General features: G+C 40.9%; 22 protein-coding genes. 8 read left to right on the top strand and 14 right to left on the bottom strand.

Translation table 11 applies throughout. The features are described from left to right. Positions 1 to 48: 48 nt before the first annotated feature. Positions 49 to 954, top strand: coding sequence for a tetratricopeptide repeat protein (locus tag ABMY41_RS08200; RefSeq protein WP_289096806.1), 906 nt, complete (start codon positions 49 to 51; stop codon positions 952 to 954). Here ABMY41_RS08200 and ABMY41_RS08205 read toward each other — a convergent pair. From ABMY41_RS08205 to ABMY41_RS08225, 5 genes are all read right to left on the bottom strand, one after another. Continuing rightward, complete coding sequence (locus ABMY41_RS08205; RefSeq protein ID WP_251602530.1) at positions 951 to 1,499, bottom strand: hypothetical protein; 549 nt, start codon at positions 1,497 to 1,499, stop codon at positions 951 to 953. The genes ABMY41_RS08200 and ABMY41_RS08205 overlap by 4 nt on opposite strands. A gap of 136 nt (positions 1,500 to 1,635) precedes the next feature. Next, positions 1,636 to 4,155: a TonB-dependent receptor gene (locus tag ABMY41_RS08210; protein WP_349274475.1), complete on the bottom strand. Its 2,520-nt coding sequence runs from the start codon at positions 4,153 to 4,155 to the stop codon at positions 1,636 to 1,638. 134 nt (positions 4,156 to 4,289) lie between these two features. Then, on the bottom strand, positions 4,290 to 5,270 hold the full coding sequence (locus ABMY41_RS08215; protein ID WP_349274476.1) for a diguanylate cyclase: 981 nt from the start codon (positions 5,268 to 5,270) through the stop codon (positions 4,290 to 4,292). A 158-nt stretch (positions 5,271 to 5,428) separates the two neighbouring features. After that, a complete protein-coding gene (locus ABMY41_RS08220) occupies positions 5,429 to 5,806 on the bottom strand; it encodes a DP-EP family protein (RefSeq protein ID WP_289096803.1) in 378 nt (125 codons plus the stop codon). Positions 5,807 to 5,821: 15 nt separating this feature from the next. Further along, positions 5,822 to 9,064, bottom strand: a complete 3,243-nt coding sequence (locus ABMY41_RS08225; RefSeq protein ID WP_289096802.1) for a winged helix-turn-helix domain-containing protein — start codon at positions 9,062 to 9,064, stop codon at positions 5,822 to 5,824. Positions 9,065 to 9,465: 401 nt separating this feature from the next. Between ABMY41_RS08225 and ABMY41_RS08230 the strand changes: the two genes are divergently transcribed. Then, positions 9,466 to 9,894, top strand: a complete 429-nt coding sequence (locus ABMY41_RS08230; protein ID WP_289096801.1) for a hypothetical protein — start codon at positions 9,466 to 9,468, stop codon at positions 9,892 to 9,894. After that, a complete protein-coding gene (locus ABMY41_RS08235; protein WP_054551820.1) occupies positions 9,891 to 10,082 on the top strand; it encodes a helix-turn-helix transcriptional regulator in 192 nt (63 codons plus the stop codon). Before ABMY41_RS08230 ends, ABMY41_RS08235 begins: the two co-directional genes overlap by 4 nt. Positions 10,083 to 10,128: 46 nt before the next feature. Here the strand turns inward: ABMY41_RS08235 and ABMY41_RS08240 are convergent, their stop codons facing one another. Then, positions 10,129 to 11,319, bottom strand: coding sequence for an MFS transporter (locus ABMY41_RS08240; RefSeq protein WP_289096800.1), 1,191 nt, complete (start codon positions 11,317 to 11,319; stop codon positions 10,129 to 10,131). Between the two features lie 267 nt (positions 11,320 to 11,586). Between ABMY41_RS08240 and ABMY41_RS08245 the strand changes: the two genes are divergently transcribed. Together ABMY41_RS08245 and ABMY41_RS08250 are read left to right on the top strand one after the other, a co-directional pair. Further along, positions 11,587 to 12,438, top strand: a complete 852-nt coding sequence (locus tag ABMY41_RS08245; RefSeq protein ID WP_062565077.1) for a universal stress protein — start codon at positions 11,587 to 11,589, stop codon at positions 12,436 to 12,438. 104 nt (positions 12,439 to 12,542) lie between these two features. Next, on the top strand, positions 12,543 to 14,675 hold the full coding sequence (locus ABMY41_RS08250; RefSeq protein ID WP_349274477.1) for a TonB-dependent receptor: 2,133 nt from the start codon (positions 12,543 to 12,545) through the stop codon (positions 14,673 to 14,675). Between the two features lie 261 nt (positions 14,676 to 14,936). Here the strand turns inward: ABMY41_RS08250 and ABMY41_RS08255 are convergent, their stop codons facing one another. Further along, a complete protein-coding gene (locus tag ABMY41_RS08255) occupies positions 14,937 to 15,083 on the bottom strand; it encodes a DUF2986 domain-containing protein (RefSeq protein WP_082389188.1) in 147 nt (48 codons plus the stop codon). Between the two features lie 156 nt (positions 15,084 to 15,239). Between ABMY41_RS08255 and ABMY41_RS08260 the strand changes: the two genes are divergently transcribed. Continuing rightward, positions 15,240 to 16,730, top strand: a complete 1,491-nt coding sequence (locus tag ABMY41_RS08260) for a dipeptidase (protein ID WP_349274478.1) — start codon at positions 15,240 to 15,242, stop codon at positions 16,728 to 16,730. A gap of 65 nt (positions 16,731 to 16,795) precedes the next feature. On the opposite strand, the gene ABMY41_RS08265 is transcribed toward ABMY41_RS08260, so the two are convergent. The 4 genes from ABMY41_RS08265 to ABMY41_RS08280 form a co-directional block, all read right to left on the bottom strand. Next, positions 16,796 to 17,587: a putative porin gene (locus tag ABMY41_RS08265; RefSeq protein WP_349274479.1), complete on the bottom strand. Its 792-nt coding sequence runs from the start codon at positions 17,585 to 17,587 to the stop codon at positions 16,796 to 16,798. A gap of 126 nt (positions 17,588 to 17,713) precedes the next feature. Continuing rightward, a complete protein-coding gene (locus ABMY41_RS08270) occupies positions 17,714 to 18,142 on the bottom strand; it encodes an OsmC family protein (protein WP_062565084.1) in 429 nt (142 codons plus the stop codon). A gap of 89 nt (positions 18,143 to 18,231) precedes the next feature. Beyond that, on the bottom strand, positions 18,232 to 18,384 hold the full coding sequence (locus ABMY41_RS08275) for a DUF2256 domain-containing protein (protein ID WP_082401584.1): 153 nt from the start codon (positions 18,382 to 18,384) through the stop codon (positions 18,232 to 18,234). Continuing rightward, complete coding sequence (locus tag ABMY41_RS08280; protein ID WP_349274480.1) at positions 18,374 to 19,870, bottom strand: deoxyribodipyrimidine photo-lyase; 1,497 nt, start codon at positions 19,868 to 19,870, stop codon at positions 18,374 to 18,376. The genes ABMY41_RS08275 and ABMY41_RS08280 overlap by 11 nt, the downstream gene beginning before the upstream one ends. Before the next feature lie 4 nt (positions 19,871 to 19,874). Between ABMY41_RS08280 and ABMY41_RS08285 the strand changes: the two genes are divergently transcribed. Further along, entirely contained in the window at positions 19,875 to 20,096 is a 222-nt protein-coding gene (locus ABMY41_RS08285; RefSeq protein WP_349274490.1) for a hypothetical protein, read from the top strand. A gap of 55 nt (positions 20,097 to 20,151) precedes the next feature. Here ABMY41_RS08285 and ABMY41_RS08290 read toward each other — a convergent pair whose 3' ends face one another. Further along, complete coding sequence (locus tag ABMY41_RS08290) at positions 20,152 to 20,751, bottom strand: NAD(P)H-dependent oxidoreductase (RefSeq protein WP_175078558.1); 600 nt, start codon at positions 20,749 to 20,751, stop codon at positions 20,152 to 20,154. Between the two features lie 187 nt (positions 20,752 to 20,938). On the opposite strand from ABMY41_RS08290, the gene ABMY41_RS08295 reads away from it, so the two are divergent. After that, positions 20,939 to 22,861 (top strand): S9 family peptidase, encoded by a 1,923-nt coding sequence (locus ABMY41_RS08295; RefSeq protein ID WP_289096795.1) that lies wholly within the window; start codon positions 20,939 to 20,941, stop codon positions 22,859 to 22,861. 60 nt (positions 22,862 to 22,921) lie between these two features. Here the strand turns inward: ABMY41_RS08295 and ABMY41_RS08300 are convergent, their stop codons facing one another. Both ABMY41_RS08300 and ABMY41_RS08305 read right to left on the bottom strand, forming a co-directional pair. Continuing rightward, positions 22,922 to 23,308 carry a hypothetical protein gene (locus ABMY41_RS08300; RefSeq protein ID WP_054551808.1) on the bottom strand — a complete coding sequence of 129 codons (387 nt, stop codon included), beginning with the start codon at positions 23,306 to 23,308 and terminating at the stop codon, positions 22,922 to 22,924. Between the two features lie 58 nt (positions 23,309 to 23,366). After that, positions 23,367 to 24,665 (bottom strand): MFS transporter, encoded by a 1,299-nt coding sequence (locus tag ABMY41_RS08305; RefSeq protein WP_349274481.1) that lies wholly within the window; start codon positions 24,663 to 24,665, stop codon positions 23,367 to 23,369. Positions 24,666 to 24,691 lie beyond the last annotated feature (26 nt).

Below are 24,691 nucleotides of genomic sequence, written 5' to 3' on the forward strand. Positions count from 1 at the left end.
TTAAATTTTGTTAGTTTTCTGAGTGAGTTATCACTGAGAAAATAGTGCATGAAGAAAAAGTTAGCCTTGTTATTGTTAGGATTATCGAGCCTTAATGCCAGTGCCTCTGAAAACTTTAGTGATCATGAGATGTTTTGTGATCCACAATCACAAATTAGTTGCTTAGATTACATTAACCAACAGCTAGCAAGCAGTGAACTTGGTTCTGCGCGTTGGTATGAGATTAAATCTTATCAGTTTGATTATTTCTACGACAAAATGGAATTTCAAATCTTGAAAGATAGCACTGAGCCTTTCATAACCAGTGAAGAGTTACCTGTTGTCTTTCAAGTACAAGTGTATTTTTATTACGCCAAATCAATGCACTATTTAGGCGACTTTGAAACTGGTCGTAAATATGCCACAAAGGCTTTTGAAAAACTGCAAGCAATCTTCGACTCATTTGGTAACCCTATGCGTATGGTTGAATTGGCTAATTTGCAATACGTGTTTGGTAATAAAGAAACGGCATTGCAAATTCTTGATAGGGCAGAGCGACGCTTTGGCAAAAGCAAAGATCCCATTTTCCACTTTGAATTGGCTTCGAATAAAGCAAATGTTTATCACTCATTAGGTGATGTAGACGGTGCACTTGCAAGCCGAAAAACCGCCGCTGACTGGATTTTAAAAACCAACCATAACCGCAAAATCTCTGTTGCTTTAGGTAATTTAGCGCGTACCCACCAACTTCTGGCAAATTATGAGCAAGCCGATGAAATCTATGTACAGTCTCTTAAGTACATGGACTCAGACTCAGATCGAAATATGATTGCTATATATAAGTTACGTCTTGCTGAAATCAATTGGCAAGCAGGAAAGCAAGATCAAGCATTAAAATGGTTTAAGCAAGTGCATAAAGAAGACATTCGGCAATCACATGCGAAACTTTATGCACACCTAGGTAACGTGCTTTAGATAGTGTAAAAACACCCTGGTTTTTCGTCTTCACCCGGCGCTAAAATTTGTAGATGGGTTGACTCACCTTGTTCCATCAAAGGCTTCATAGTTTTATCAAACTGCTTAGCGGCATGTTCAATTAATTTTGCTTGCTGTTCCAGTGCTTTAAAATCGGCATCATGAGCAGCCATAAGTTTATTGAGCTCTTTAGCCAACTTATCTTGCTCTTTTAATAAGCTTTTATTAATTCGCAGATGGTTTTCGTCTTCAATTACTGCTTCTTCAGTGATTGCTTCTATTTGCTCAGAGTACTCAGTAACTTGTAGCTCAATGTCACTAATAGGTTGTTCTAGCGCTTCTAGTTTTACCTGCTCACGTTCCAGCTCAAGGTATGCAGCAATCTGTTCGTTATTGAGGGTACTTTCGCTTACCTTTTTACAGTCTTTAAAAGTGATAACGCGATAATCACCCTGGTTGTTTGTTGTGCTGGCATTAGAGAGGCCAATACACGCTGTAGTGGCTGTGATTAAGAGTGCACTTACGCTAATACGTACTAAATTCATAATGATGTCCTAATGGGTTATGTTATTTAGTTAGTCGTCGCAAGTGTGAAAAAGGTTGTTTAAAGCGAATTATTTTAATCGAGGGTTTTGGCTATAAAAGAGGTTGCGGTGCTAGCCTAAGCCAGCACCGACTTTTTTAGAAGCTATAAGTGATGTTACCGTAAATAAAACGGCCATCTAAGCTGTATGGCGCAAAGCCACTATAAGGGAAAATTTGGTTGAAATCGCTATAACCAATATTACTTACAGTATCTTGAGGGTACTGATCAAACAGGTTATTGGCGCCTAATGCAAACTTCCACTGCTCATCAGGGCGATAAGCCACTTCTAAGTCAGCAATCCATTTAGCATCAAGTACTTCATCTCCATCAGGAGTACTTGATGTATCAACTACTTCACCATAACGAGTTGCTCGTAATGTCGTTTGGAAGTTTTCATAATCCCATGTTGCAGATAGGTTCCATTTATCGGCTGGTGTGCCTTTTTCAAAGCGTGTGATTTCACGACGAGAAAAATACTCGTAGCTATCGCCAAGGGCTTCTAGCTCTGCTGGGTTTTCTTTAACATTCGTCACTTCAGTGTCGTTAAAGTTAACTGCTGCACTTAAGCGTAAATCACCATAGTTTTCTAAACCTAATGAGTAGGTCGCAACAATATCAACACCTTGCGTACGTGAATCAATGGCATTAGTAAAGTAACGAACGCGCTGCGTATTTACTTCGCCCGCTTCGGCTAAAATCGCTTCAACTTCTGAGCCACTTAAGTTTTCAGACAAAACGATACGGTCGTCAATTTCAATGCGATACGCATCTAGGGTTAAGCTAAAACCGCCTTGCGTAAAGATGAAACCCGCTGTCATATTTACTGATTCTTCTGCTTCAAGTTCACGTGCACCCAAAGCTTGCGCTGCTGGCTCATCAACAGGGAATAAGCCCACTTCATTTGGCACACCATTTTCAAAGACAGTGCTTACTGATTTATATGAAGTTTGGGCAAGTGATGGCGCTCTAAAACCTGTGCTAATTGCACCACGTAGCGACAGCGACTCGTTAATGCTGTAGCGTGAAGCAAGTTTAGAGGTAAAAGTACTACCAAAATCACTGTAATCTTCAAAACGACCTGCTAATACAAGGTTCCAATCTGTCGTTAGGTAAGTATCAAACTCTGCAAACACCGCAATGTTATGACGGCTTTTATCGGTTGCACTTTCTGGTGAGAAACCAGGTAACACTTGCGCGCCACCGGCAGCAACTGGGTTGCCATCGTCATCTAATACAGTGAGGTAAGAGGCTGTTTCACCTGCTTTGATTTGGTAGTTTTCGTGACGATACTCAGCACCAATCGTAACAAACACATCATCAGGTAAACCTAAATCTAGTGTGTTGCTAGCATCCATGTTTACTAAGTATTGTTCATACACAAGCGAGCCATCATCAAATTCTGTTGGGCTACTAACACCCATCGAGGTATTTAAGCTGTTGCTTACGCCAATACCAAAATCGTTACGACCATAATTGGTGCTTACATCCCAAGCCCAATCATTAGTTTCGCCATTTAAGCCAATCGCAAATGAGTAGTCATCAACATCGGTATCAATTTGCGGTAAGAAACCATCAGGATACACTTCAGTTAAGTTACGTGAATCGTTGGCACGACGATAAAAACCACCTGAGTTACCTTTACGGTTTGAGTAACTAGCAAATGAGTAAAGCGATAGCGAGTTATCAAACTCGTAACCTAGGTTATAAAAGAGTGCGAAGTCTTCGATATCGGCTTTACCAAAACGGTGGTTATAGCGGTCGAAGTCAAATTCACGCGAATCTAAATCGCCATTCTCATCACGGCTATATTGCTCACGTGCATCAAAGCCAGAGCGATTTGTTGGCTCGTTATTACGTGACTCAATTGACACGTTAATAAAGCCATTATCGCCTAGTGCAAAGCCCGCATTAGCACTTGCTGTACGCGTAATGCCGTCGTTTACTTCACGGTCGCTGCCAGTTTCAAAGCTTAAGTTGCCTTCGCTATCCGTTGTGGTGTTTAGTAGCTGAGGAGAGCCTGCCATTTGTGTGTCGTATTCACCGTATGTGTAGCTCACGCTACCGCCTTCATCGGCATCTTTTAATACAATATTGATCACACCGGCAATCGCGTCAGAACCGTATTGAGCTGCAGCGCCATCACGAAGAATTTCAACACGCTTAATTGCAGAAGTCGGAATATTATTTAAATCTACTGCCGTTGAACCACGGCCAACCGTACCATTTAAGTTTAATAATGCACCGGCATGGCGGCGTTTACCATTAATCAGCACTAATGTGTGATCAGGAGCAAGGCCACGTAAAACAGCTGGTTTTGCGTGGTCAGTACCATCAGCAATGGTGGCACTTGGGTAGTTAAAGCTTGGTAATTGTGATGCCAATACTTGGCTCATATCAAGCTGACCTGTGCTTGATAGATCGCGGCTTGTTAATAAATCGACAGGCACGGTACTTTCAGAAATGCTACGAAGGCTACGGCGAGTACCTGTAACAGAAATAACTTCAACATCTTGAACGGTGTTGTCAGTTGTTTGCTCAGCAGCGATTGCAGTCACTGATGTAGCTAGCGTACTTGCAATAGCAAGTTGCAAAGGTACTTTTTTAAAAATTGTCATTGTTGGATCCCATCTAACGTTGATTTCGCTTCGCAGTTTATCAATAAAAAAGGAACAAACAAATAACATAAAAGTATACTATATGATTATCTTAGCAAGCTATTTAGCTCACTGGGTTTACATTTTGTTAACCTCTATGCGCTAATGCTTATTTTATTTCTGCCCTCTGTTTTTGCTCGGTATAAAGCAGTATCTGCAGCGCAAATTAATGCCTCTGAAGTACGATATTGATTATTAAATTCGCAAGAAATTCCTTGGCTTACACTTATTCTAAAATCACTCGGTAAACCTATGTCAGTAAATGGCATGTTATTTACTTTTATTTGAATATGTTTAGCAATGGCGGCGGCCGTATCTTTTTGACAGCGGGGTAATATAATGGCGAATTCTTCTCCACCATAACGCGCTGCTAAACAATCGCGAGAAGGGAGTGATTCTGCGATTATAGTTGCTACTTTTTGTAAGCATTTATCGCCTTTTACATGACCAAATCGGTCGTTGAATAATTTAAAGTAATCAATGTCGATTAATATAGTGCTAATAGCTTGGTTGGTTTGTACGCTTTCTTGCCAGTGCTCTTTTAATGATTCCTCAAGGGTTAATCTATTTGCAAGGCCGGTTAAATGGTCAGTGGTAGCCTGTTTAATTAAACGATTATATTGTTCTTTGTGTGATGATAAATCGTGTAATACACAAATAAATAAATTTTCTGCAACGGCAATGTTTTTTGGCAGGCTCGATATACATAAATCCGCCTCAAGGGTTTTACTGTCGGCACGGTTTATTTTAACTTCGTTTGGCCCAAGGCTTATCGGCGAGTCTTTATGGTCTAACCAACTAAGTAGGGTATACATGTATTTATCACGGTCGGTGTCGTGTAGGTAATGTAAAATATTTTGCCCGATTAACGCTTCTTGGTTATCACCTAAAAGCTGTGCCGCCATCGGGTTTGCAAATTCAAACGTGCCTTGACCATTAATGATAAACACTCCCTCAGGAATGTTCTGAAACATTTGGGCAATCAGTGCAAGTTGCTCTGAATTGATAGATTGCGGTAGTGCGTTTTTCGCTTCTGGTTTTGCAGTGTTTGGTTGTTCATTTTTATTAGTAGACACGTTCGTTTCCTTTTTGCCGATGCAAACGATTTTGGTGTCTATAAAGTTACTTAAAAAAGTGCAAATTAACCTTCTGGTAATCTTCTGGTTTTAATTTGTTGTTTTGTAATGTAAAAAAGCTCCTTGGTGGAGCCTTTTGTTGGTGTTATTTCTAGATTTTATACTTCTTCTTTATTTTCAAACTGTGGATCTTCGCTTTGATATTCCTCACCATTGCAGCTAACCGTGAAGATCATACATGCTGTACCGCTGTTTTCATCGGTATCTGAAATATTGATTACCGTACCAGCATTTGTAACCTCGTAACTGAAATCTTTAGCACAGTCACCCTCATGATTACTAAATGAAGCGGCAGAAAATAAGAACCCTCTTTTTTGAGTTTCTTCATTTAGGGTGTAAATACCAAGACTATTTCTTTCTGTAACAACCCCACCACCAGATACTTGTTGACCATCTTGGAAGTATGTAAATACAGCTTTTTTGTTGCTATCTAATTCAATATTCACTGTGAAATTGTATACTTTACCTTCAATCATGTTTTTTCCTTTACTTTATAGTTGAAAATTAATTATTCCCAATTCTTTTACAGGAACAATGGTCGCTTCTATTTCGTGTGATTTATTTAAACAGGTATATGCCTGAATTAATGGGTAAGTAAATTTTATACTTTTAGTTTTTTTACTTATTTTATTTAGAGTGGTTGCTGCGTCTTCACATAAAGCATTTTTTTCTTGTTGTGATTCAGCCAATCCCGCTCTAATTAACAAGGTTCTTGTATAAAGTCGTGCATTGTCTATATCCAGTGCACTGGGTAGCATATTATTTTCATCCAGGCTTTTTAAAAGTTCTAAAGCCCTTTTAATATTATTTCTATTAATGAAATATTCTATCAAGCTAATTTTTGTACCAATAACTTGTCTATTCGATGACTTGTTAGTATCTAAAAACTCTATTATTTCACTAACTCTATTATCTATATTTGGGTTATCAGAGAGAGAGAGTTGATAAGCTAGAAACTGATAGTAAGTTCTTTCAATAGTTTTATTTTGAACATCTTGCAATCTCGCTTTGTTCATCGTTTCTGTTGCTTGCTTTGCTTTTTCGTAAGATTTTGATTTATCAGGGAAGTAACTTAATAAGTAGCTTTGTTGGATATGTTTATATGCTAACGATGTTAATACACTAGCATCGGCCGGATACTTAGTTAACATTTTATTTGTTTCATTTTCTGCATGTTCAAAAATCTTGAGAGCTTCATTGAAATGCCCTAAGTTTTCTTCAGTACTTGCAATCCAACTGATGGTATCTGTCTTATCGCGTAATAGATTTTTGTTATTAGGTTTTAGCTCAAGGGCTTGGTTTTTAAGTTTTAAAGATTCAGTAAAGTTCTGTTTTGCGAGAGCGTAGTCAAATTGCTTTAAGTACAATGAACCTAACGAGTTATAAGAATAAGATAACTCCATAATTGAGTTAAAATCGTTGGGTGCTAATGTGTACATTTGTTTGCTGTGCTCTTGGTAGCGTTTTATCCAAGGTTCGGCGCCTGTATAGTCACTGTTATCAAAGTTTAATTGCCCAAGCCAGAAAGCATTAGCCCCTGCAAGCATTAAAACATCAAGGTTGTTGGGTTGAATTTTTAGTAATGATTCTAGGCGCGTTCGTGCATTATCAAAGGCGGTGAAGGCCTCGTCGGTTTTGCCGCGAGAGTAGGCCACTTCGCCCATGGCCTCTAAGGTTTGAGCGTATTGAAAACGGTTATTAAACTCGGCTTGTTTATCGCTAAAGTCAAACAACGAGGCTGCTTCTTCGTCTTGATTGGTAAAATACTCAAGGGCTTTGTTGCTAATACCATCCAGTAAATCCATGCGCTTAACGCTTCTGAGTTTATCGGCAAATTCACCGACCATAAAACCCAATAAATTTTCGGCCTCTTTGCGTTTTTGTTTTGCTATTTGTTCGGCGTGATAGCTGCGCACGCTCATAAATGTGGCAATAAAGGTTAAGCACACAAGTGCAGCCGCCGTTATTTGTAACATGCGTTTTTTACGTTTCGCTTTATTGTTAGAAGCTTTAATTAACGCTTGTTCGTCACTCGATAAGCTAAACATAGGGTTACTCACAAGGCTTTGTGCTTCTTGCAGCGGTTTGCCTTGCGCTAATAAAAAGTCGCTGTGTTTATGTTCTAGCAGCCATCGCTCGGTGGCAAGTTGCACACGGCTTTGAATTGCTAAGCTTTGTTGGTGTTCTTGCACCCAATCTATGGCGCGTTGCCAATGGCGCAGCAGCGCTTCGTGGGCAAGGCTAAAGCAGGCTTGCTCATTTTTAAGGTGCGACACAAACAAACGGCTGTCGACCATGGCCTGAACAAGCTTGGTCGCAGCAGGGCTGGTTAATTCGCTCCAATGTGCTGCACGACTGGTGAGCGTTTCGCCATCTGGGTTTAAGGTGATCAGTTTAGAAAGTACTGCGGCAAGTTCAGTTTGTTGGTCTTTGGGTAATTGGCAAAATACCTGTTCGGCTTTTTGGCCGATGGCTCCTTCGATGGTGCCAAGCGCTTGGTATTCAGAAAACAATAATATGTTGTCTGGGCTGCGCTGCAAGTAAAGCTGCTGCAAGGTGTATTGCAGCATCGGCAATGCATCTGGGTTATTGGCAGTATCGTTACAAAGTTGTTCATCAAGCGGTGTGTGATGCTCTGGGTGATGTTGCCAACTTAAGCCTGCTGCAAGTGCTGGCAAACGGATCATTTGCTTAAGCTCAGAGCGAGTTGGCGCTAATAAGTCAAAATGTGCGCCATTGGCTTTACCTGCCATTAAACTTGGTTGACTAACTACTTGCGGGTAAAAGTCATTACGACAGGCACTAAAAATGATCATGCAGCCACTTGTTGCTAAGCGCTCAATAAGTGCTAAAAGCTGGTTGCGCTCGTCATCGCTAAATAGCGGCGATGACAATAGCACTTCGAGCCTATCGATAAATAAAAATAAATAGGGCGTAGTGCGCTCTGCATTTAGTACTGCAAGTGCTGCTTTACAGCGAGAAATAACCTGTTCTGGATCTGTTAATAACAATTCAGCCAACGCATCGGCGCTTATATCGCTAAGTACAGGTGCGTCGTTTATTTCTAAATCGAGCAAGGTTGAGGCTAAATCAAGCAGTAAGCGCTCTTTGCTGACATCGGCAAAGTCGAGTTGGCAGTAACTGTGTACTCTAATGCCATCGTAGCCATTACTCGACATTAAAGCGGGCAATACACCTGCGTTAACTAACGACGATTTACCTGAACCACTGGCGCCTAAAATTAAGCAAAATGCGCGACCAAACTCTATTTGAGCCGATACCCGCTGTAGCAAAGTGGCAATTTGTTTGTTACGACCAAAAAATACATCGGCTTGCTCTGGTGCAAACGCACTTAAGCCAACAAAGGGCGAATCACCTTGCCAACTGGTTTGGCTGGCTTTTTGTTCTTCGTTGAGTGGAAAGTTGATTTCGGCAATAACCCGATAACCACGTTTACGAATGGTTTCTATGTAATGCGGATCACTTGCTTTATCGTCAAAGGCTTTACGTAATTGGGTGATCACTTTATGTAGAGGGTTGTCACCCAGCGCTACATTTGGCCAGCAATGGCTGATAATTTCTTGACTTGTTAGTAGCTCACCTTGTTTTTCGCAAAGCAGCAGTAATACATCCATCGCTTTAGGTTCAAGATGCTTTGTTTGTTCACCGCGTCTGATTGAATTAGTAGCCGGGGTAACTTGCCATTCGCCAACGAAAAACAGTGCCGTATTCATAGTGTTATCTTCATTGTTATTGTTAGAAACGCAGTCCGAGTGGACCGATTTTTTATAAGATCATACCAACTTGCAATAATACTTAATCATTTTGAGGGATTAAACCTGTCGCTAACTGCGTTAAAAATTTCTCATTTAGAGCAACTAAACAACAAAATTTTTGCCTTGTTATCAACGAGGTTTTATTGCCTCAAAATAGCTCACTTAATTAAGCAAATTGGTATTACGGAACACTTTGATTAATACAATATTATGAGATTAACAGCAAGCGCCTTGCCTTTTCTGACATTAAAAAATCATATTAATGTCGTCTATACAAAACTTTTTGTAAAGTTTGTTTGACTTTTTGTGTTGCTAGGTTAGTCTTTAGTCAAGTTTACTTTACTTTTAAGGTGAGAATAATGAATAAAACAGGATTAACCTTTAAACAACGTAATAAGCAGAACACGCTAAACCTCGCGAAATGGACATCTGCATGGGTGATTACTTTAGCAATTGCCTCATTTGGGCCGCATCTTTTATGGCAAGAGCAGACTGTTTTTAGTGTTGTGGCAATCTTAATTAATGTAGTAGTTGGCATCATGATGATTTTATCTAATAAACGACAACTACATGGAATGGATGAGCTGCAGCAGCGTATGCACCTTAATGCAATGGCCATTACCTTGGGTGCAAGCTTGGTATTTGGTTTAGCTTACTCGGTGGTGCAATCAAGTGGTTTAATAAGCTTTAAAGAAGATATATCGCATCTCGTGCTCTTTATGGGCTTAACCTATTTAGTGAGTCTTTTAATGATGAATAAGCAGTTAAACGACGAGGGCGAAGAATGAAAAACCGCTTGAAAGTGCTCCGTGCTGAGCATAACTACACCCAAGCGAAACTCGCAGAGCTTTTGGATGTGTCTAGGCAAACTATTAATGCGATAGAAAAAGGTAAATTTGACCCAAGTTTGCCATTAGCATTTAAAGCCGCGCGTTTATTCAATCTGAGTATCGAAGAGATATTTCAGGATGAGTAAGTCTGATAACCTTCAGCCTTCAGCGATCAGACTGACAGCTGAGAGCTTAAGGCTTACAGCTTTGTCTTTTCATCTGCATCGCACTTAACGACCACATTAAAAAGCCACCTAAGAATAGTGCCGCCGAAACATAGCCTGTTTGACTAGGGAGTGCGCCTTCGGCAATAGCCATACCGCCAAGCCAAGGGCCAATCGCATTGGCTGTATTAAACGCACACTGTACTAGCGCACCAATCATGGCATGCCCTTGTGGTGATACATCCATTAATAGCGATTGGATCACGGTACCCAAACCAACACTAAAACCAATAAAGAAAATCACCGCGTATAACAGCCAAATATTATGGCTTGCGCTTACATAACTGGCTGCAAATACCACCGCACCAATCAGCGCTGCGCCTGTGGTTTTCAGCGGTGAGTGGTCGGCGGCTTTACCTAATACGTAGTTACCTAAAGTACAGCCAATACCAAACATGATCATCGCAATAGAGATAGTGTAAGCAGGGGTATGGGTGACTTCTAAAATAGTGTCGGCAATGTAAGTGTAAACACAAAATACGCCACCAAAACCAATAATGATGATACCTAGAATGGTCCATACGAGCTTGTTCTTTAATACACTTAACTCATCGAGAATCGATGTTGGCGCGGTATTTTTTACGTTAGGTACGTATTTCACAATCAATACCAAGGCAACTAACGCAAGTACAGCGGTACCTGCCAAACAATAACGCCAGCTAAAGTTTTGCCCCACTAGGGTGACCATGGGCACACCAACAATAGTGGCAATGGTTAAACCCATAAATACTTTTGACATAAAGCTTGCGCGTTTATCGGCAGGGGCAATGTCGGCTGCCAATAAAATAGCAGCGGCAAAGTAGGCACCGTGTGGTAAACCACTTAAAAATCGAAATAAAATAAGTTGCTCAAGCGAGTTTGCAAAAGCACTTAAGCCATTGAATAAAAACATCATAGTGACAAACATCAACAGTGCATTGCGCTTACGCATGTTGGCGGTTGTGATCATAAATAGCGGTGCACCGACGACTACGCCTATCGCGTAAGCACTAATGGCATAACCACTTTGCGCTGGCGTAGACGAAAATGTTTCGCTGATCAGGGGCAACATTGGCATCATAGAAAATTCTGATAGGCCTAAAATGAATGTGCCTAAAGCCAATACTATCAGAATGGTAAACGTGCTTGCGTTGCCTTGGGAGTTGGCTACGTTAGTCATGTAATTCCTTTAAAATAAATTTAAAAACAAAATAGATTTTTGATAATTGAAAATGCCAGTAACAAATACTTTGTTCTGGAGTAGAGATGTGTGCCCAGAGCTATTGTAATACAAATTAATGGGGTTGATACAGTACTTTTTGGAACGTTCTATATTTGTTTGCTATAAGAAAATAACCTGAACTTCTTAAGTCTTTGCTGTTCAAAATAAACACAGAGAAAAAGCCAACTATACTTGGTTAATTAAATTGGTTTGAAGGAGAGTGTAATGAAAAAGATATTTGCTTGTATCGACGGTTCATGCATGACCGATGCGGTGACAGAAGCGGCTATTTGGATTTCTAAGCGCTCCAGCCATCCAATTAATTTTCTGCATGCATTAGAGCCACCTTTGCCGCAGGGCAGTGATGATTTAACCGCAATTATTGGTTTAGGTTCGCAAACCTCATTGTTAGAACAATTGGCAAAACTTGAGCAAGAACGCAACAAAGTGGCGTCACAGCATGGTCAATTATTGCTAGATGAAGCAATGAAAAAAGCCGAGCATGCAGGCCTAACCGAGATTGAGCAACAGCAGCTTTCAATGAGTCTTGTTGATGCCTTACTTGAACATGAAGACAATGCCCGTGTGATGATTATTGGTCGCTCTGGTAAAGGCCATTACGATGATTTTAAAGTACTGGGCTCGCATATTGAAACGCTGATCCGTCAGGTGCATACCCCGGTTGCGATTGTGCCGCCGCAATTTCATGAGCCTACAAATTTTATGCTGGCTTATGATGGCAGTGAAAGTACCGACAAAGCGATTACACAAATTATCAATGGCGGGATTTTATCCGGCTTAGATTGCCACTTGGTGATGGTTGATAAACAAGACGGTCACTGCCAAGACAAACTTGATACTGCCTCAGCAAGGCTGGCAGAAAATGGCTTTAATGTGAGAGCGCGCATGCTCGATGGCGATGTTTACCAAGCGCTGTGGCGATATAAAAGTGACCACGCCGTTGACTTAATGGTGATGGGCGCATTTGGTCACTCTAAATGGCGACAATTCTTTTTAGGCAGCACGACCTTAAAAATGCTTGAAGATAGCCGTATTCCTTTAGTGGTGTTGCGCTAAGTTATTTACCTGTGACAGGGTGCGACAATATGTCACGTGTTCAGACTAATTAATGAGTTTTATAATCAGCGTCATTAATTATTTGCTTTGATTTTAAAAGAGTTATGAACACGCAATCTTCTCGCCCTGGTTTTTTATTTTCTAAAATTGCTGCAGCACTTAGCTGTGTATTAAGTATTTCGGCCTTTGCTGATGATTCTATTGAAGTGATAGAAGTACAAGGTCATGCCCAAAATAACCATCAATTAGTTGGCTCTGCAGACGCGTTACTGAAAGATTTAGGTGTTGATTTTTCAGCGGCCGGAGGGGTGTCTAACTTGCCGGTGATGAACGGCATGATGGGCGATAGAGTTAAAGTTTTAGTTGATGGTGCTGATGTTACAGCAGCGTGTGCTAACCAAATGAATCCGCCACTCTCATATGTGTCGGCAAACCAAATTGCCTCTTACAGTGTCGTTGCTGGTGTATCACCGGTAAGCAGTGGCGGTGATAATATTGCCGGCGTTATTAGGGTAAATACGATTGCCCCTGAATTTAGTGATTCAGACTCAGTGAACTGGCACGCAGGCTATGTGACAGCAGCATACAAAAGCGTTAACGACAGCCAAGCATACGCGCTAGGTGCTAGCCTTGCGAGCAAACAGTTTAGCTTGTCTTACCAAGGCAGCTTTGAAGATGCGAACAGCTATGATGATGGGCATGGTGAGCGTGTACTTGATACCTTATATCGAGTGCAAAATCATGCGTTAACGGGCGCTGTTCGTGATGAGAAACAACAGCTTGTAGTTAAACTGACGCATCAAAAAATTCCTTACCAAGGCTTTGCAAATCAATACATGGATATGACCGATAACACCAGCTATGGTTTCGTTGCTCAGTATCAACGTGAGCTTGAAAATGGTGATTTGCAGGTGCAAGTGAATGCGCATGATGTAAAACACGAAATGGGTTTTTTCAGTAATGAGAAAACCGGCATGATGCCAATGAATACCGATGCACAAGATTACAGTTATCAGGTTCATTGGCGCACTGGTTTATCAAAACAGTCATCATTAATGCTAGGGCAAGAATATTACGGTTATCGAATTGATGATTGGTGGCCAGCGGTTGCAGGGTCAATGATGATGGGCCCTAATGAGTACGTTAACATTAACGATGGCAAACGTGACCGCCTTGCGGCATTTGCTGAGTACCAAAACCAAGTAAACCAAGCATGGTGGGTGTCGGCAGGTGTTCGTGTTGAGCAAGTCACCACAGATACTGGCGAAGTGCAGGCTTATAACGAAGGTGGCATGAGCGGCATGGCTAATATGGGCTCAATGATGGATATGTCAAAAACCGACGCCCAAGCTGCGATGGAATTTAATCAATTAGACCGTAAACGTGACGACACTTTAGTTGATATCAGCTTGCTTGCTCGCTATCAATTATCGAATAACGATGAGCTGCAATTTGGTTTAGCTCGTAAAAACCGCGCACCTAATTTATATGAGCGTTACAGCTGGGGTGTAGGTACGATGGCAACCACTATGATTGGTTGGTTTGGCGATGGTAATGGTTATATTGGTAACCCAGATTTAGAAGCCGAAACAGCCCACACATTGAGCTCTAGCTACACCAAACTTGCCAAAGACGATAGCTGGCAAGTAACGGCAAATGTTTGGTACACGCAAGTAAATGATTATATTGATGCTGAAGTGACTAAGAGCTTTAATCGCACCGACATGGCGCATACCAAGCGTAATATTCTTACCTTTACGAATTTAGATGCCACTCTTTACGGTGCAAAACTGGCGGGCTTGGTAGAGCTTTACAACACAAAGCAAGCAGGAAAGTGGCAGTTAAAAGGCTCACTAACCAGTACAAATGGCGAACGTGATGATAGCAATGAAGACTTATATCAAATTATGCCACTGCACACTGAGCTGAGCCTAGAGCACGAATACAAAGGCTGGCAAAACGCACTAAGCTGGCAATGGGTTGATAGTAAAACACATGTTGATGAGCGCCGTTTAGAAAACCAAACCGACAGTTATCAGCTATTGGCAATCTCAAGTCAGAAAACGTGGCAAAATTTAACCTTTAAGTTGGCAATTACTAACTTACTTGATGAATACTACCAACAGCCGCTTGGCGGTGTCAGTATTGCTAATTACAAGCAAGATATGAGTAATGGCTTTGAACAACTTGCCGGACAAGGCCGTTCGTATAATGCCAGTGTGAGTTATAGGTTTTAGGGAAAGCTATCAGCTTTCAGCTGTCAGTTTGAAGCTGAACGGTGTTGCTTACAGGCCTTTACCAAAGGCCTAGCTCGTAGGAGGTTTTTGGTGCCGAAATATCTTCACAAAGAGAACAGAATGAGAAGACAATGAGGGAAAACAATAGATTACTTGTTGTTTTGCTCTAAAGCGCAGCGCCTCTTATCCTCTTTGTGAATCATAGAAGTGTTGCGCGATGTAAAATCGCGCCTACAACCTTACCGCTGACCGCTAGGTATTTTAATTTTCCTGCTCAGCTTCTTGTTGTGCTAATTTTTCGCGTTCTGCCTTTGAGATGTAGGCCGGTTTATTGCTTTTATGCAATTTTGCATTGGCACGCTTATCTTTTTGCTTAAGTTTAGTGAAGATCTTTTTTCTGCGGTTCATGAGTCTAACAAACGAATTAATAGGGTGAGTGGCTATTGTACCTTGTTGGTATTTTTAAGCGATCTATTTTGCTTGATTTAGAGATGTTATGTCGGCGTTATAAGCGTTACAATCAAGGCGACTTTCTAAAAACCTTCTTAAACGCTGGAGCTTATCTTGAAACATTCATTACTTGCTGCATTTTTATTAAGTGCTTTCTCTAGTCAGGCTGCTGTGTCTGAGCAAAGTGAAAAGCTGGCTAACTACGCGGTAGAACAATATCAACAAGCGCAAATTCATACCTTAGAGAATTTAGTTTCGTATCCAACGGTAAATAAAGAAGGGCTAGCGACTCCAGATAATCCAGATTTCATTGGCTTTAAGTCGTTCTTAAAAATGAAAGCGGCGCAGTTTGGTTTTGATTATCAAGATTTAGGCTACACAGTGTTAATTGGCATGGGTAACCAAGCTGACAAAGTAACCATAGTAACCCATGGTGATGTGCAACCAGCAGATGCCAGTAAATGGCAGCAAAGTCCATTTGAAATGGATAAAACCTCTGAGCCAGGAAAGCTAATTGCACGTGGTACAGAAGATGATAAAGGTGCAATTGCGACTGCACTGCATGCAATGAAGGCGATTAAAGATAACGGTATTACTTTAAATAACCGTATTGAATTAATGGTTTACCTTGCAGAAGAGTCTGACTGGGCACCACTCGAAGAGTTCATGAAAACCTATCAGCAACCAAAATATGCTGTCACTATTGATGCTTCATACCCTGTGGTTGTTGCAGAAAAAGGCTGGAGCTTAATTGCCCCGACTTTCTCAGCGACCTCTGCACAAACAGGCTTATATGTTAGTGACTTAAAAGGCGGCGCCTTTGTTAGCCAAATCCCTGAAGATGCCAGTGTGTTAGTACATAACGCTGATGCGGCAACTGTGGCTAAATTGCACGATAATGTCGCTAAGCTCAAAAACGTCAAAGTGGCGATGACTGAGCAAACAAATGGCTTGTTAGTCCAAGTGAAGGGGATTTCAGCGCATTCATCTGAGCCAGAAGCGGGTGAAAATGCCATTGCGCACCTTGCAGAAATCTTTAAAGGTATTGATCTTGAGAACAATAGCGATGGCCAAGCAATTGAGTTTATCAATCAGCTAATTGGTCTTGATTTATACGGCGCGCAATTCGGTGAAATTGGTTACAAGCATGACTTTATGGGCCCGATGACTGTTTCGCCAACCTTATTAAGCCGCGATGGTAACGAGATTAAATTGTCGATAAATATGCGTCGTCCGGCAGGAAAACAAGAAGCGGTGCTTAAGCAGCAAATTAATGAAGCACTTAGCGCTTGGCAAACCACTAATGGTGTTACGTTAAAAGACACTAAAGTTGTGATTGGTACGCCAATGCTGTTAGATGGTGCGCCTCATGCAGAAGCGTTACTCGATATCTTTAAGCACTTTACCGGCGATAAAGACGCGGGCTTTGTGTCAATTGGTGGTGGCACAAATGCTAAGCTGTTTGATAATGCGGTGTCATTTGGTCCATCAATGCCAGGTAAAAAGTACACAGGTCACTCAGAGCATGAGTTTATTACTGAAGAGCAGTTAGCACTGAACTTAAAAATGTACACTGCAATGATGATGAAGTTGGGTAATATGTAATTCTATAAACTGAAAACGCCACTTTATCGTGGCGTTTTTGTTTAAAGCTGTTAGCTCATATCAGTTTAAAACTGGGCAACAAACTTAAGATTATAAAGTTCAGCAGAGCCGCTTTCAGTGTAATTCGCGGTTAAATAATAGCGATCGTTAATAAAGTACTTACCTTGTAAAACGAGTTCAGAATCATCCAACCCTGCACCTATGGCATAGTGATCGCCGAAGTAGTAGCTGATCATGGCATTGCTTGCTGAATCATAAAGGCTGTCTTGGTGGCCAACATCGACAGTAATGTAATGGCTACCACTTAAATGATTAAAGTATCTGGCAGAGACATTCCAAACGTCGAGCTCATCATCTGTTTCTGCACTAAAACCAAGGTAATCCTTATCGTTGATTTGGAGGTTATACTGCGCTTTTAAGCGGAAATAATCATCACCATATTCACGCGCATCCCTATTTACAGAGACCTTTAAGGTATCGGCAAATAAATAGCCTATTCCTAAGGTATAGTCATCAGCATCATCAACATCGTAAATTTCACCTGTAACAAACCAGTTTTTATAAAATCCTTCACCAAACAAGCCAAGATAATCAGTGTAACCGCTATTAAAGTAATTTACTCGGATGTTGGAATCTGTATCTAGGTAGCCATAATCATCAAGTACCCCAGAGCTCTGCTGCTCCTCAAAGTAGTAATGACTCACTAATTGGTAACCATTAAAACTATATCTGTGATTCTCTATATGCGTATAGTCGATACTATTGAACCATTGTTTACTCACCTGTTGTTCTGTTGCGATAGAGCTGCTTGAATAAGCAAGTGCTGCCAGAGCAATAGGGGCAAGTTGTTTAAACATACATATCCTTGTTGTATTTGGTTTTGCTTCATCAAGATAATACAACAAGTAGGTATTTCCATTGTAATAAAGTGTTGTGGGTCTGTTAGTTTGTGAAAAGGCCAAGCAGTGCTTGGCCTACAAAGATTAATTAAGTGTTGTGGTGAGTGATATTTCGGCATTCATCAGTTTAGAAATAGGGCAGCCTTGCTTGGTTTGCTCACAAAGTTGCTCAAACTTTTCGCTCGAAATTTCTTTTATCTTTGCGCTGACATCAAGTGCAATGTGGCTCACTTCGAAGCCGTCATCAACCTCATCAAGGCTCACTGTTGCTTTGGTCGTTATGTCGTCAGCGACAAAGCCAGCTTCAGTTAGTGCAAGCGATAGCGCCATGCTAAAACAGCTACTGTGTGCCGCTGCAACAAGTTCTTCAGGGTTAGTACCTGGCTTATCTTCAAAGCGAGTGTTAAAGCCAAATGGCTGTTTCTCAAGCGCGCCACTTTGACTAGAAATATAGCCTTTGCCAGATTTAATATCACCAGACCAACTCGTATGTGCAGATTTTTTAATTGTCATCGTCATCTCCTTTGTAAATTTTTTCGACAACCGTGAAAGGCTTTCAGGGTTTTGTGCCGAAAACTGTGAGTTAACGATATAAGTGCAACTTAAACGCCAATATTTCTTTTTGCTTCACGCTTGCAACGTTCTGAGCAGTATTTAACATGCTCCCAGTCACGTTGCCATTTTTTACGCCACATAAATGGCCTGTCGCAAACGGGGCAGGTTTTGCTGGGTAAATTAAGCTTTTTATGAGCCATGGCGTTGTCTTTTAAGGCTTATCACATGCTTATTCAGTACGGCTTTTGTGCCACGCTTTACATCATCACGTTCTCGGAATGACCATAATCGCTCACGTGCTTGTTTGGCTGCATGTTCAATATCTACCATAGGCTCAGGGTAGTCTTCGCCGAGTTTAAAGTTATTAAATAAGGCCTCCATTGGCGGCTGTTGCCATGGCTGGTGGAGATCTTCTATGGGTAAGTTTTTAAGCTCAGGGCACCATGTTTTAATAAATATGCCCTCAGGGTCTTTATCTTCAGATTGCTTTATTGGGTTATACAAACGAATCGTGTTGGTTCCTGTGACAGATGCTTGCATTTGGATTTGAGGGTAGTGAATGCCAGGCTCAAAATCTAAAAAATAACGCGATAAAATAAAGCTGACTGATTGCCAATGAATGTTCATATGATGAGTCATAAAGCTGACTAACATAGCGCGCATTCGAAAATTAATGTAACCCGTTGCTGCTAGGCAGCGCATGCACGCATCAATAATGGGAATACCTGTTTGACCTTGCTCAAAGCGCTTTAGGTGCTCAGCAACATGTTCATCATCGCGATAAGGGTAGTGCTTGTAGCCTGCGTTTTGCGGTGCAAACTCCATGCTGCATTGAGTTTCGAATTTTTGCATAAAATGGCAATGCCAGTGAAGCCTTGACTCGAAAGCATATAATGAGCGACGCCAGCTTAAAGGCTGCTTTGCTAAATAGTATTTTAGAGTTTGATAAACTTGTCTGAGGCTCAAGTTGCCGAAGGCTAAGTAAGGCGAAAGCCTAGAGCATGAATCTCTACTTTTGGAAGGACTCGAGATGCCACTTTGATAGCTCTTTGCACGCTCTTCAACAAAGCTCTGAAGGCAAGCTCTGGCTGCATGAGGGCCACCATATTGAAACTGCGGGTCGTGCTTTAGAAAATCATCAGCACAGGTTGCTGCTTGGTAATTATTAGGCAGAACTGCATAAAATGCTTGCCAATTTGGCGTTACAAGACGTTGGTTCATCACGCCATGCCAATGTGTTTGCCAATCAAACTGTTTAGGTCGCGCTCGTTTTACACCTCCAAGTGGCGTTTCGTGCCATGGAATTACTTTGCTGTTTAGCCAGCGTTTGACCTGTTTATCTCGCTCAAAGCTATTGTAAAGACCTATTTCTTCATGACTATAAACCCCTGCGATATCAAAATTTTCACTAAGGGTTTCTAACAAGGTAATCATTTCTTGATTATAAATGGCGATTTCAGCGTTATATTTTTCGAGCTGTTGGTTGATGTCTTTAAGTGACTGAGCAACAAAACGCCAGTGCCTAAAGCTGTAATGAGGGTCTTCGAGTAATAGGGGCTCAAAGTTGTAAATAAGTAAGCAAGGCAGCTCTGATGCAATTGCACTGGCAAGTGGCTGATGATCAGATAGTCGTAGGTCACGTTTAAACCAAACAAGATTTACTTTTTGTTTTTTTGAGCCTGCCATAAACGTGGAGTTGAAAATTGCTTTGGTGGTTATACGTAGCAAGTCACAACTTAGATTAATTACTAAAGCAATCCACAAAGTTTCCACATTTGTAGCATATTGCCCACACACTTTTGGATGGTATTCAGATCAACTGGGAGAAGAAGATAAAGAAGCGATTCTAGCCTCTGTGCAAGAAAAGTTTGGTTTATCTGAAGGTGATTCGCTGTTATCGGTCACAGCGTAAATCACAAAGCGGTCATGATGACCGCTTTTTTATATCTAGCTTTATTAATCACATATTAAAGTGACGCGGTGAAAGCCTTTATTTCGTTTTGTGCTGCTTCTAAGCTTTGCTCTGCACCTGGCATTGCAAGGCCTTCAGCGTAAATAAAGTTAACATCTGTCATACCCACAAAACCAAGTACATCTTTTAAGTATTTAGTTTGTGTATCCATGTCGGTGCCTTGATATACACCACCACGCGCAGCAAGTACCACTACTTTTTTGTCTTTAATTAAACCTACAGCGCCTTGCTCTGTGTATTTAAATGTAATACCAGCACGAGCAATACGATCAATCCAAGCTTTGAATGTTGATGGAATACCAAAGTTATACATTGGCATACCAATAACAATCAGTTCGTTATCGTTAAGTTCAGCAATTAAATCGTCAGAAATTGCAGCAAGTAGCTTTTGCTCATCGCTACGTTCGTTTGCATCAGTCATCCAAGCAGCCATTTCTGTCTGCGTTAAGTGAGCAATCGCATTGTCACTTAAATCGCGAGTTGTTACTGAAATTTGTTGGTTGTTAGCAAGCTGCTCAACAAATAGTTGGCTAAGCTTGGTTGAATTACCTTGTTCACCATTTAAAGATGAATTTAACACAAGTACTTTTTTCATCATGTCACCTAAGAAAACTGAAGTTGTGCAGCTATTATAATTAGCAAAAATTAAATTAATAATGCTATTAATCGAGCGTTACGTTCGTTTTAAACGAATGGAAGAGGTGTCTAATTTTTTGAATTAGTCTTCTTTTGTAATTTAATGTTACTATTGCCGCGACAATAAAAAAGAAATGGACTTTATTATGAAGTACTTACTGCTTACTCTTTTTGCAGTGCTGAGCTTAATGCCTCGTGCTGCTGGAAACACACAACTCCCTGTAGAATCATTCGCCTCTTTACGCGCTTTTAGCCAAGTAAAATTTTCGCCAAATGGTAAAAATTTATCGTTTATTCGAAATGTAAATGGTGAGCTGGTTTTAATGGTTTATAACCGTAAAACTAAAGAAGCTGATTCTATTATTCGTTCAGATAATCACACTATTTTCTTCGATTGGTATGAATGGGCAAATGATGAGGTACTACTTTTAGGTGCCCGCTATATTCAACGCCAATTTGGCGGCCCTAAATATACCTCTACCCGTTTATATGCATATAAAATTGGTGGTGATGGCAAGGCAAAACTAGCTATAAAGCCGAACTTTAACCGTGATGAACGCCAACCGCAGTTTGGTGATCAGGTCATCAGCTTTTTACCCGATAAAAAAGATAAAATTTTAGTTCAAGGTGATTTTGATGTTGCCAATGCCCCTGGCGTGTATGAACTTGATTTAAGTACACTTCGTAAGAAAAAAATTCAGCGCTCACGTAGTAAAGTGATTGATTGGACAGCAGATCGCCAAGGTAATGTGCGTATTGCCCTAAAAATGGATGAAGACGAATTTGAATATATTCTTTATGACGAAGATCGAGATAACCGTAAAACGTTATTCAAATATAAAGCATTTAGCCCTGATGTAGTGACTGTTTTGGGCTTTGATAAAGACCCTAATATTCTTTATTTCAAAGCACTTAAAGATGGCTATGATGCGCTTTATAAAATGGACCTAACGACCATGAAAAAAGAGTTAGTGTTTAGCGATGATAACTATGACTTCGACGGTCATATTTTTTATTCTTCACTTACTGGTGAAGTCGCAGGGTTTACACACTCTCAATTAGATGAAGGGATCCGTTACTGGAATGAAGATTTAAATAAGCTCTATACGGGTTTACGTGCTGTATTACCGGCAGATAAGTTTGATATTGATATTATTGATACCAGTAAAGATCAGCGCCAATATGTGCTTTATTTAACAAGCGACGATAGCCCTGGAACTTACATGTTAGGGAACCGTGATACTAACGAGTTAACCGTATTTGCAACCGCATTCCCAGATGTTGATGAAACTGTTTACAGCGGTAAGAAGAAAATCAGTTATAAAGCCCGTGATGGCTTAACTATTGAAGGGTATTTAACTCTACCTGTGGGTTACAAAGAAGGTGATAAGTTACCAACAATTGTGTTCCCTCATGGCGGGCCAATGGCTCGTGATTACGCTGGTTTTGACTATTGGACTGCGTTACTTGCTTATAATGGTTATGCAGTACTGCAACCAAACTTCCGTGGCTCAAGTGGCTATGGGCATGAATTTGAGATGGCTGCAGTTCAAGGTTTTGGTAAAGAAATGCAAGATGACTTGCAAGATGCGGCGAATTGGCTTGTTGAAGAAGGTATCGCAAATAAAGATAAAATTTGTATAGGCGGGGCAAGTTATGGTGGTTATGCTGCATTAATGGCGGTGGTTAAACACCCAGAAACATTCAAATGTGCAGCAAGCTTTGCTGGCGTTACTGATCTTGAGCGTATTGTTAGTAAAGCGCGTTATTTCACTAATAAAGAAATTGTGCGTAAGCAATTTGGAACTGATGGCGATAAACTAGAAAAAGCGTCGCCTGTTAATTTTGCAAAGCAAATTAATCGTCCGGTGCTATTGGTTCATGGCTCTGATGATAATGTAGTGCCTGTTTATCATAGTCGTGAAATGGATGATGAACTTAAAGACGAAGGCAAGGATATTACTTACATTGAGCTCGAAGATGGCGACCATTACTTATCGCACCAGCCGTATAGAATTAAAACGTTGAAAGCGTTTTTAGAGTTCTTCGATAAGAACTTAAAAAACTAGAATTTGCAAAGAAAAAGGCGACTTAGGTCGCCTTTTCGAATACCTGATTCTGAGTCAATTTTATTTATAAGCTAATTCAGCATCAATATTGCGCATTAAGTTGGTAACCCAATTGATATATTGGCGGTGGATTTTTTTGCCATTGTAATCAAGGTTTATCGAATCTTTGTAATCTATAGAATATTCTTGCTCGTTAAACGTAATATCAACGCGTAATTGGTGTTTACGAATATCAAGTTTACCTAAGATTTGACCTTCGGCATTTGAACGACACGTCCAGCCTAGTTTCATACATGCTTTTAAAATATTGGTTTTGATACTTTCAAGGTCATGTTGGCCAGACGCCATTTGCGGTACAGGGTTTGCGTCAAAGTTACGAATAGGCACACTGGTGCTACAAGCAGAAAGTGTAAGTAGCGTAAAAAGTGCAAGAGCTGCCTTTTTCATAGTAAGTCCTTTTTGGGAATAAAATCAGCGCGATTATGCGCTTTTTTTACTGTAGGGTCTAGGCATCAGGTAAAAACCATGCACTAATTGCACCAAGTAAGCCTAAGATACTATAGAAAAAAATTAACTCTGCAGTCGTTAAGTAGGTATTCAATAAACCAACGCTACCTAACAGTAATAAAATAACCCCGATCACCGTATTGCTAACAGAGACATAGTCTGTGCGCTTGTTTCCTTCAGCCATATCAACAAGGTAAGTTTTACGACCAAGGCGAACCCCTTGATGAGCTACGGTGAGTAAAAAATAACAGAGCGGTAATAGCCAAAACTCATTGAGCGTTTGTGGGCTCAGATAAGCAACTAAATAAACGGCAAAACCGTTGAGGGTGACGAGCATTGCAGCAAACACTAATACCTTGCGGCTCGATAAGTCACTTAGTCGACCCCAGATAGGCGCAGAGACTAAGCTGGCAAGCCCCGAAAGCGCCATAAATGTAGCAAGCAGAGAAAAGTCGAAAGCCTGTTCACTGGCAAGAACGATATAAAACGGGGCGCTCAAAGCAGAACATAGCAACAACGCACGAGTGATAATAAAGTGAGCAAATTGCTTATCTTGGTAAAGCAGTTTTAATTTTGACAAAGCATGCAAAAAGCCGTTTTCAGCGCCCTCGGTTGCGCCCTTGTATTCTTGAATGCGGCTATAACTGAGCGCTGCAAACAGCCACATTAAAGCGGCCAGCATTAAAGCAACATACACCCCATTTTCATAGCCAAGGCTTTGTAGATACCATAAACCAAGACCAAAGGTGAGCGTTGCAAATCCGGCAAAACTCGCAGCAAGACCGCTAATGCTGCCTCGTTGTTGTTTAGGTATGACCTTGCCTAATACATCTTTTGCAGCAATGGAATTAAAGCCACGGGCAAGGCTAAAGACAATCAAAATCGCGATGATAGCAAACCCAGCAGTTGCACCTTGGAGTGTTAAAGCACAAATCAGCATACCAACAATACATAAAGCCTGCACAATTGCGCCAATCACCCAAACCCACTTTCTAACTGGGAGCCTACGAATAGCACTGGCGATGGCCAGTTGTGGCAACATTGAGCCTGACTCACGAATAGGCACAAGCCAAGCAATAAAACTACTTGGTACATTAATGCTCTGTAAAAGCCAAGGCAAGGTCACTTTAGGGTTTAACAGGGCATCTGCAAACTTACTAAATAGTTGGCTTACTAATAAGGTAAGAAAATTGCCGGGCACTACCTTACAAGCAGCTTCATCAATTGCTTTGCAGGCACGGGCATCCTCGGTGTTACTGAGGCGTTGATAGATATCTTCTTTACTGAGCTTTTGCATACTTTTTATTTTTATGAAAAAGGGCA

It is taken from the genome of Pseudoalteromonas sp. BZA4, assembly GCF_040104395.1.
Classification (GTDB): domain Bacteria; phylum Pseudomonadota; class Gammaproteobacteria; order Enterobacterales; family Alteromonadaceae; genus Pseudoalteromonas.

What these genes read in the sequence shown, in the direction of transcription:
- ABMY41_RS08200 (WP_289096806.1), top strand. Translation starts at nt 49, where the DNA reads ATGAAGAAAAAGTTAGCCTTGTTATTGTTAGGATTATCGAGCCTTAAT.
- ABMY41_RS08205 (WP_251602530.1), bottom strand. Translation starts at nt 1,499, where the DNA reads ATGAATTTAGTACGTATTAGCGTAAGTGCACTCTTAATCACAGCCACT.
- ABMY41_RS08210 (WP_349274475.1), bottom strand. Translation starts at nt 4,155, where the DNA reads ATGACAATTTTTAAAAAAGTACCTTTGCAACTTGCTATTGCAAGTACG.
- ABMY41_RS08220 (WP_289096803.1), bottom strand. Translation starts at nt 5,806, where the DNA reads ATGATTGAAGGTAAAGTATACAATTTCACAGTGAATATTGAATTAGAT.
- ABMY41_RS08225 (WP_289096802.1), bottom strand. Translation starts at nt 9,064, where the DNA reads ATGAATACGGCACTGTTTTTCGTTGGCGAATGGCAAGTTACCCCGGCT.
- ABMY41_RS08230 (WP_289096801.1), top strand. Translation starts at nt 9,466, where the DNA reads ATGAATAAAACAGGATTAACCTTTAAACAACGTAATAAGCAGAACACG.
- ABMY41_RS08235 (WP_054551820.1), top strand. Translation starts at nt 9,891, where the DNA reads ATGAAAAACCGCTTGAAAGTGCTCCGTGCTGAGCATAACTACACCCAA.
- ABMY41_RS08240 (WP_289096800.1), bottom strand. Translation starts at nt 11,319, where the DNA reads ATGACTAACGTAGCCAACTCCCAAGGCAACGCAAGCACGTTTACCATT.
- ABMY41_RS08245 (WP_062565077.1), top strand. Translation starts at nt 11,587, where the DNA reads ATGAAAAAGATATTTGCTTGTATCGACGGTTCATGCATGACCGATGCG.
- ABMY41_RS08250 (WP_349274477.1), top strand. Translation starts at nt 12,543, where the DNA reads ATGAACACGCAATCTTCTCGCCCTGGTTTTTTATTTTCTAAAATTGCT.
- ABMY41_RS08255 (WP_082389188.1), bottom strand. Translation starts at nt 15,083, where the DNA reads ATGAACCGCAGAAAAAAGATCTTCACTAAACTTAAGCAAAAAGATAAG.
- ABMY41_RS08265 (WP_349274479.1), bottom strand. Translation starts at nt 17,587, where the DNA reads ATGTTTAAACAACTTGCCCCTATTGCTCTGGCAGCACTTGCTTATTCA.
- ABMY41_RS08270 (WP_062565084.1), bottom strand. Translation starts at nt 18,142, where the DNA reads ATGACAATTAAAAAATCTGCACATACGAGTTGGTCTGGTGATATTAAA.
- ABMY41_RS08275 (WP_082401584.1), bottom strand. Translation starts at nt 18,384, where the DNA reads ATGGCTCATAAAAAGCTTAATTTACCCAGCAAAACCTGCCCCGTTTGC.
- ABMY41_RS08280 (WP_349274480.1), bottom strand. Translation starts at nt 19,870, where the DNA reads ATGGCAGGCTCAAAAAAACAAAAAGTAAATCTTGTTTGGTTTAAACGT.
- ABMY41_RS08290 (WP_175078558.1), bottom strand. Translation starts at nt 20,751, where the DNA reads ATGAAAAAAGTACTTGTGTTAAATTCATCTTTAAATGGTGAACAAGGT.
- ABMY41_RS08295 (WP_289096795.1), top strand. Translation starts at nt 20,939, where the DNA reads ATGAAGTACTTACTGCTTACTCTTTTTGCAGTGCTGAGCTTAATGCCT.
- ABMY41_RS08300 (WP_054551808.1), bottom strand. Translation starts at nt 23,308, where the DNA reads ATGAAAAAGGCAGCTCTTGCACTTTTTACGCTACTTACACTTTCTGCT.
- ABMY41_RS08305 (WP_349274481.1), bottom strand. Translation starts at nt 24,665, where the DNA reads ATGCAAAAGCTCAGTAAAGAAGATATCTATCAACGCCTCAGTAACACC.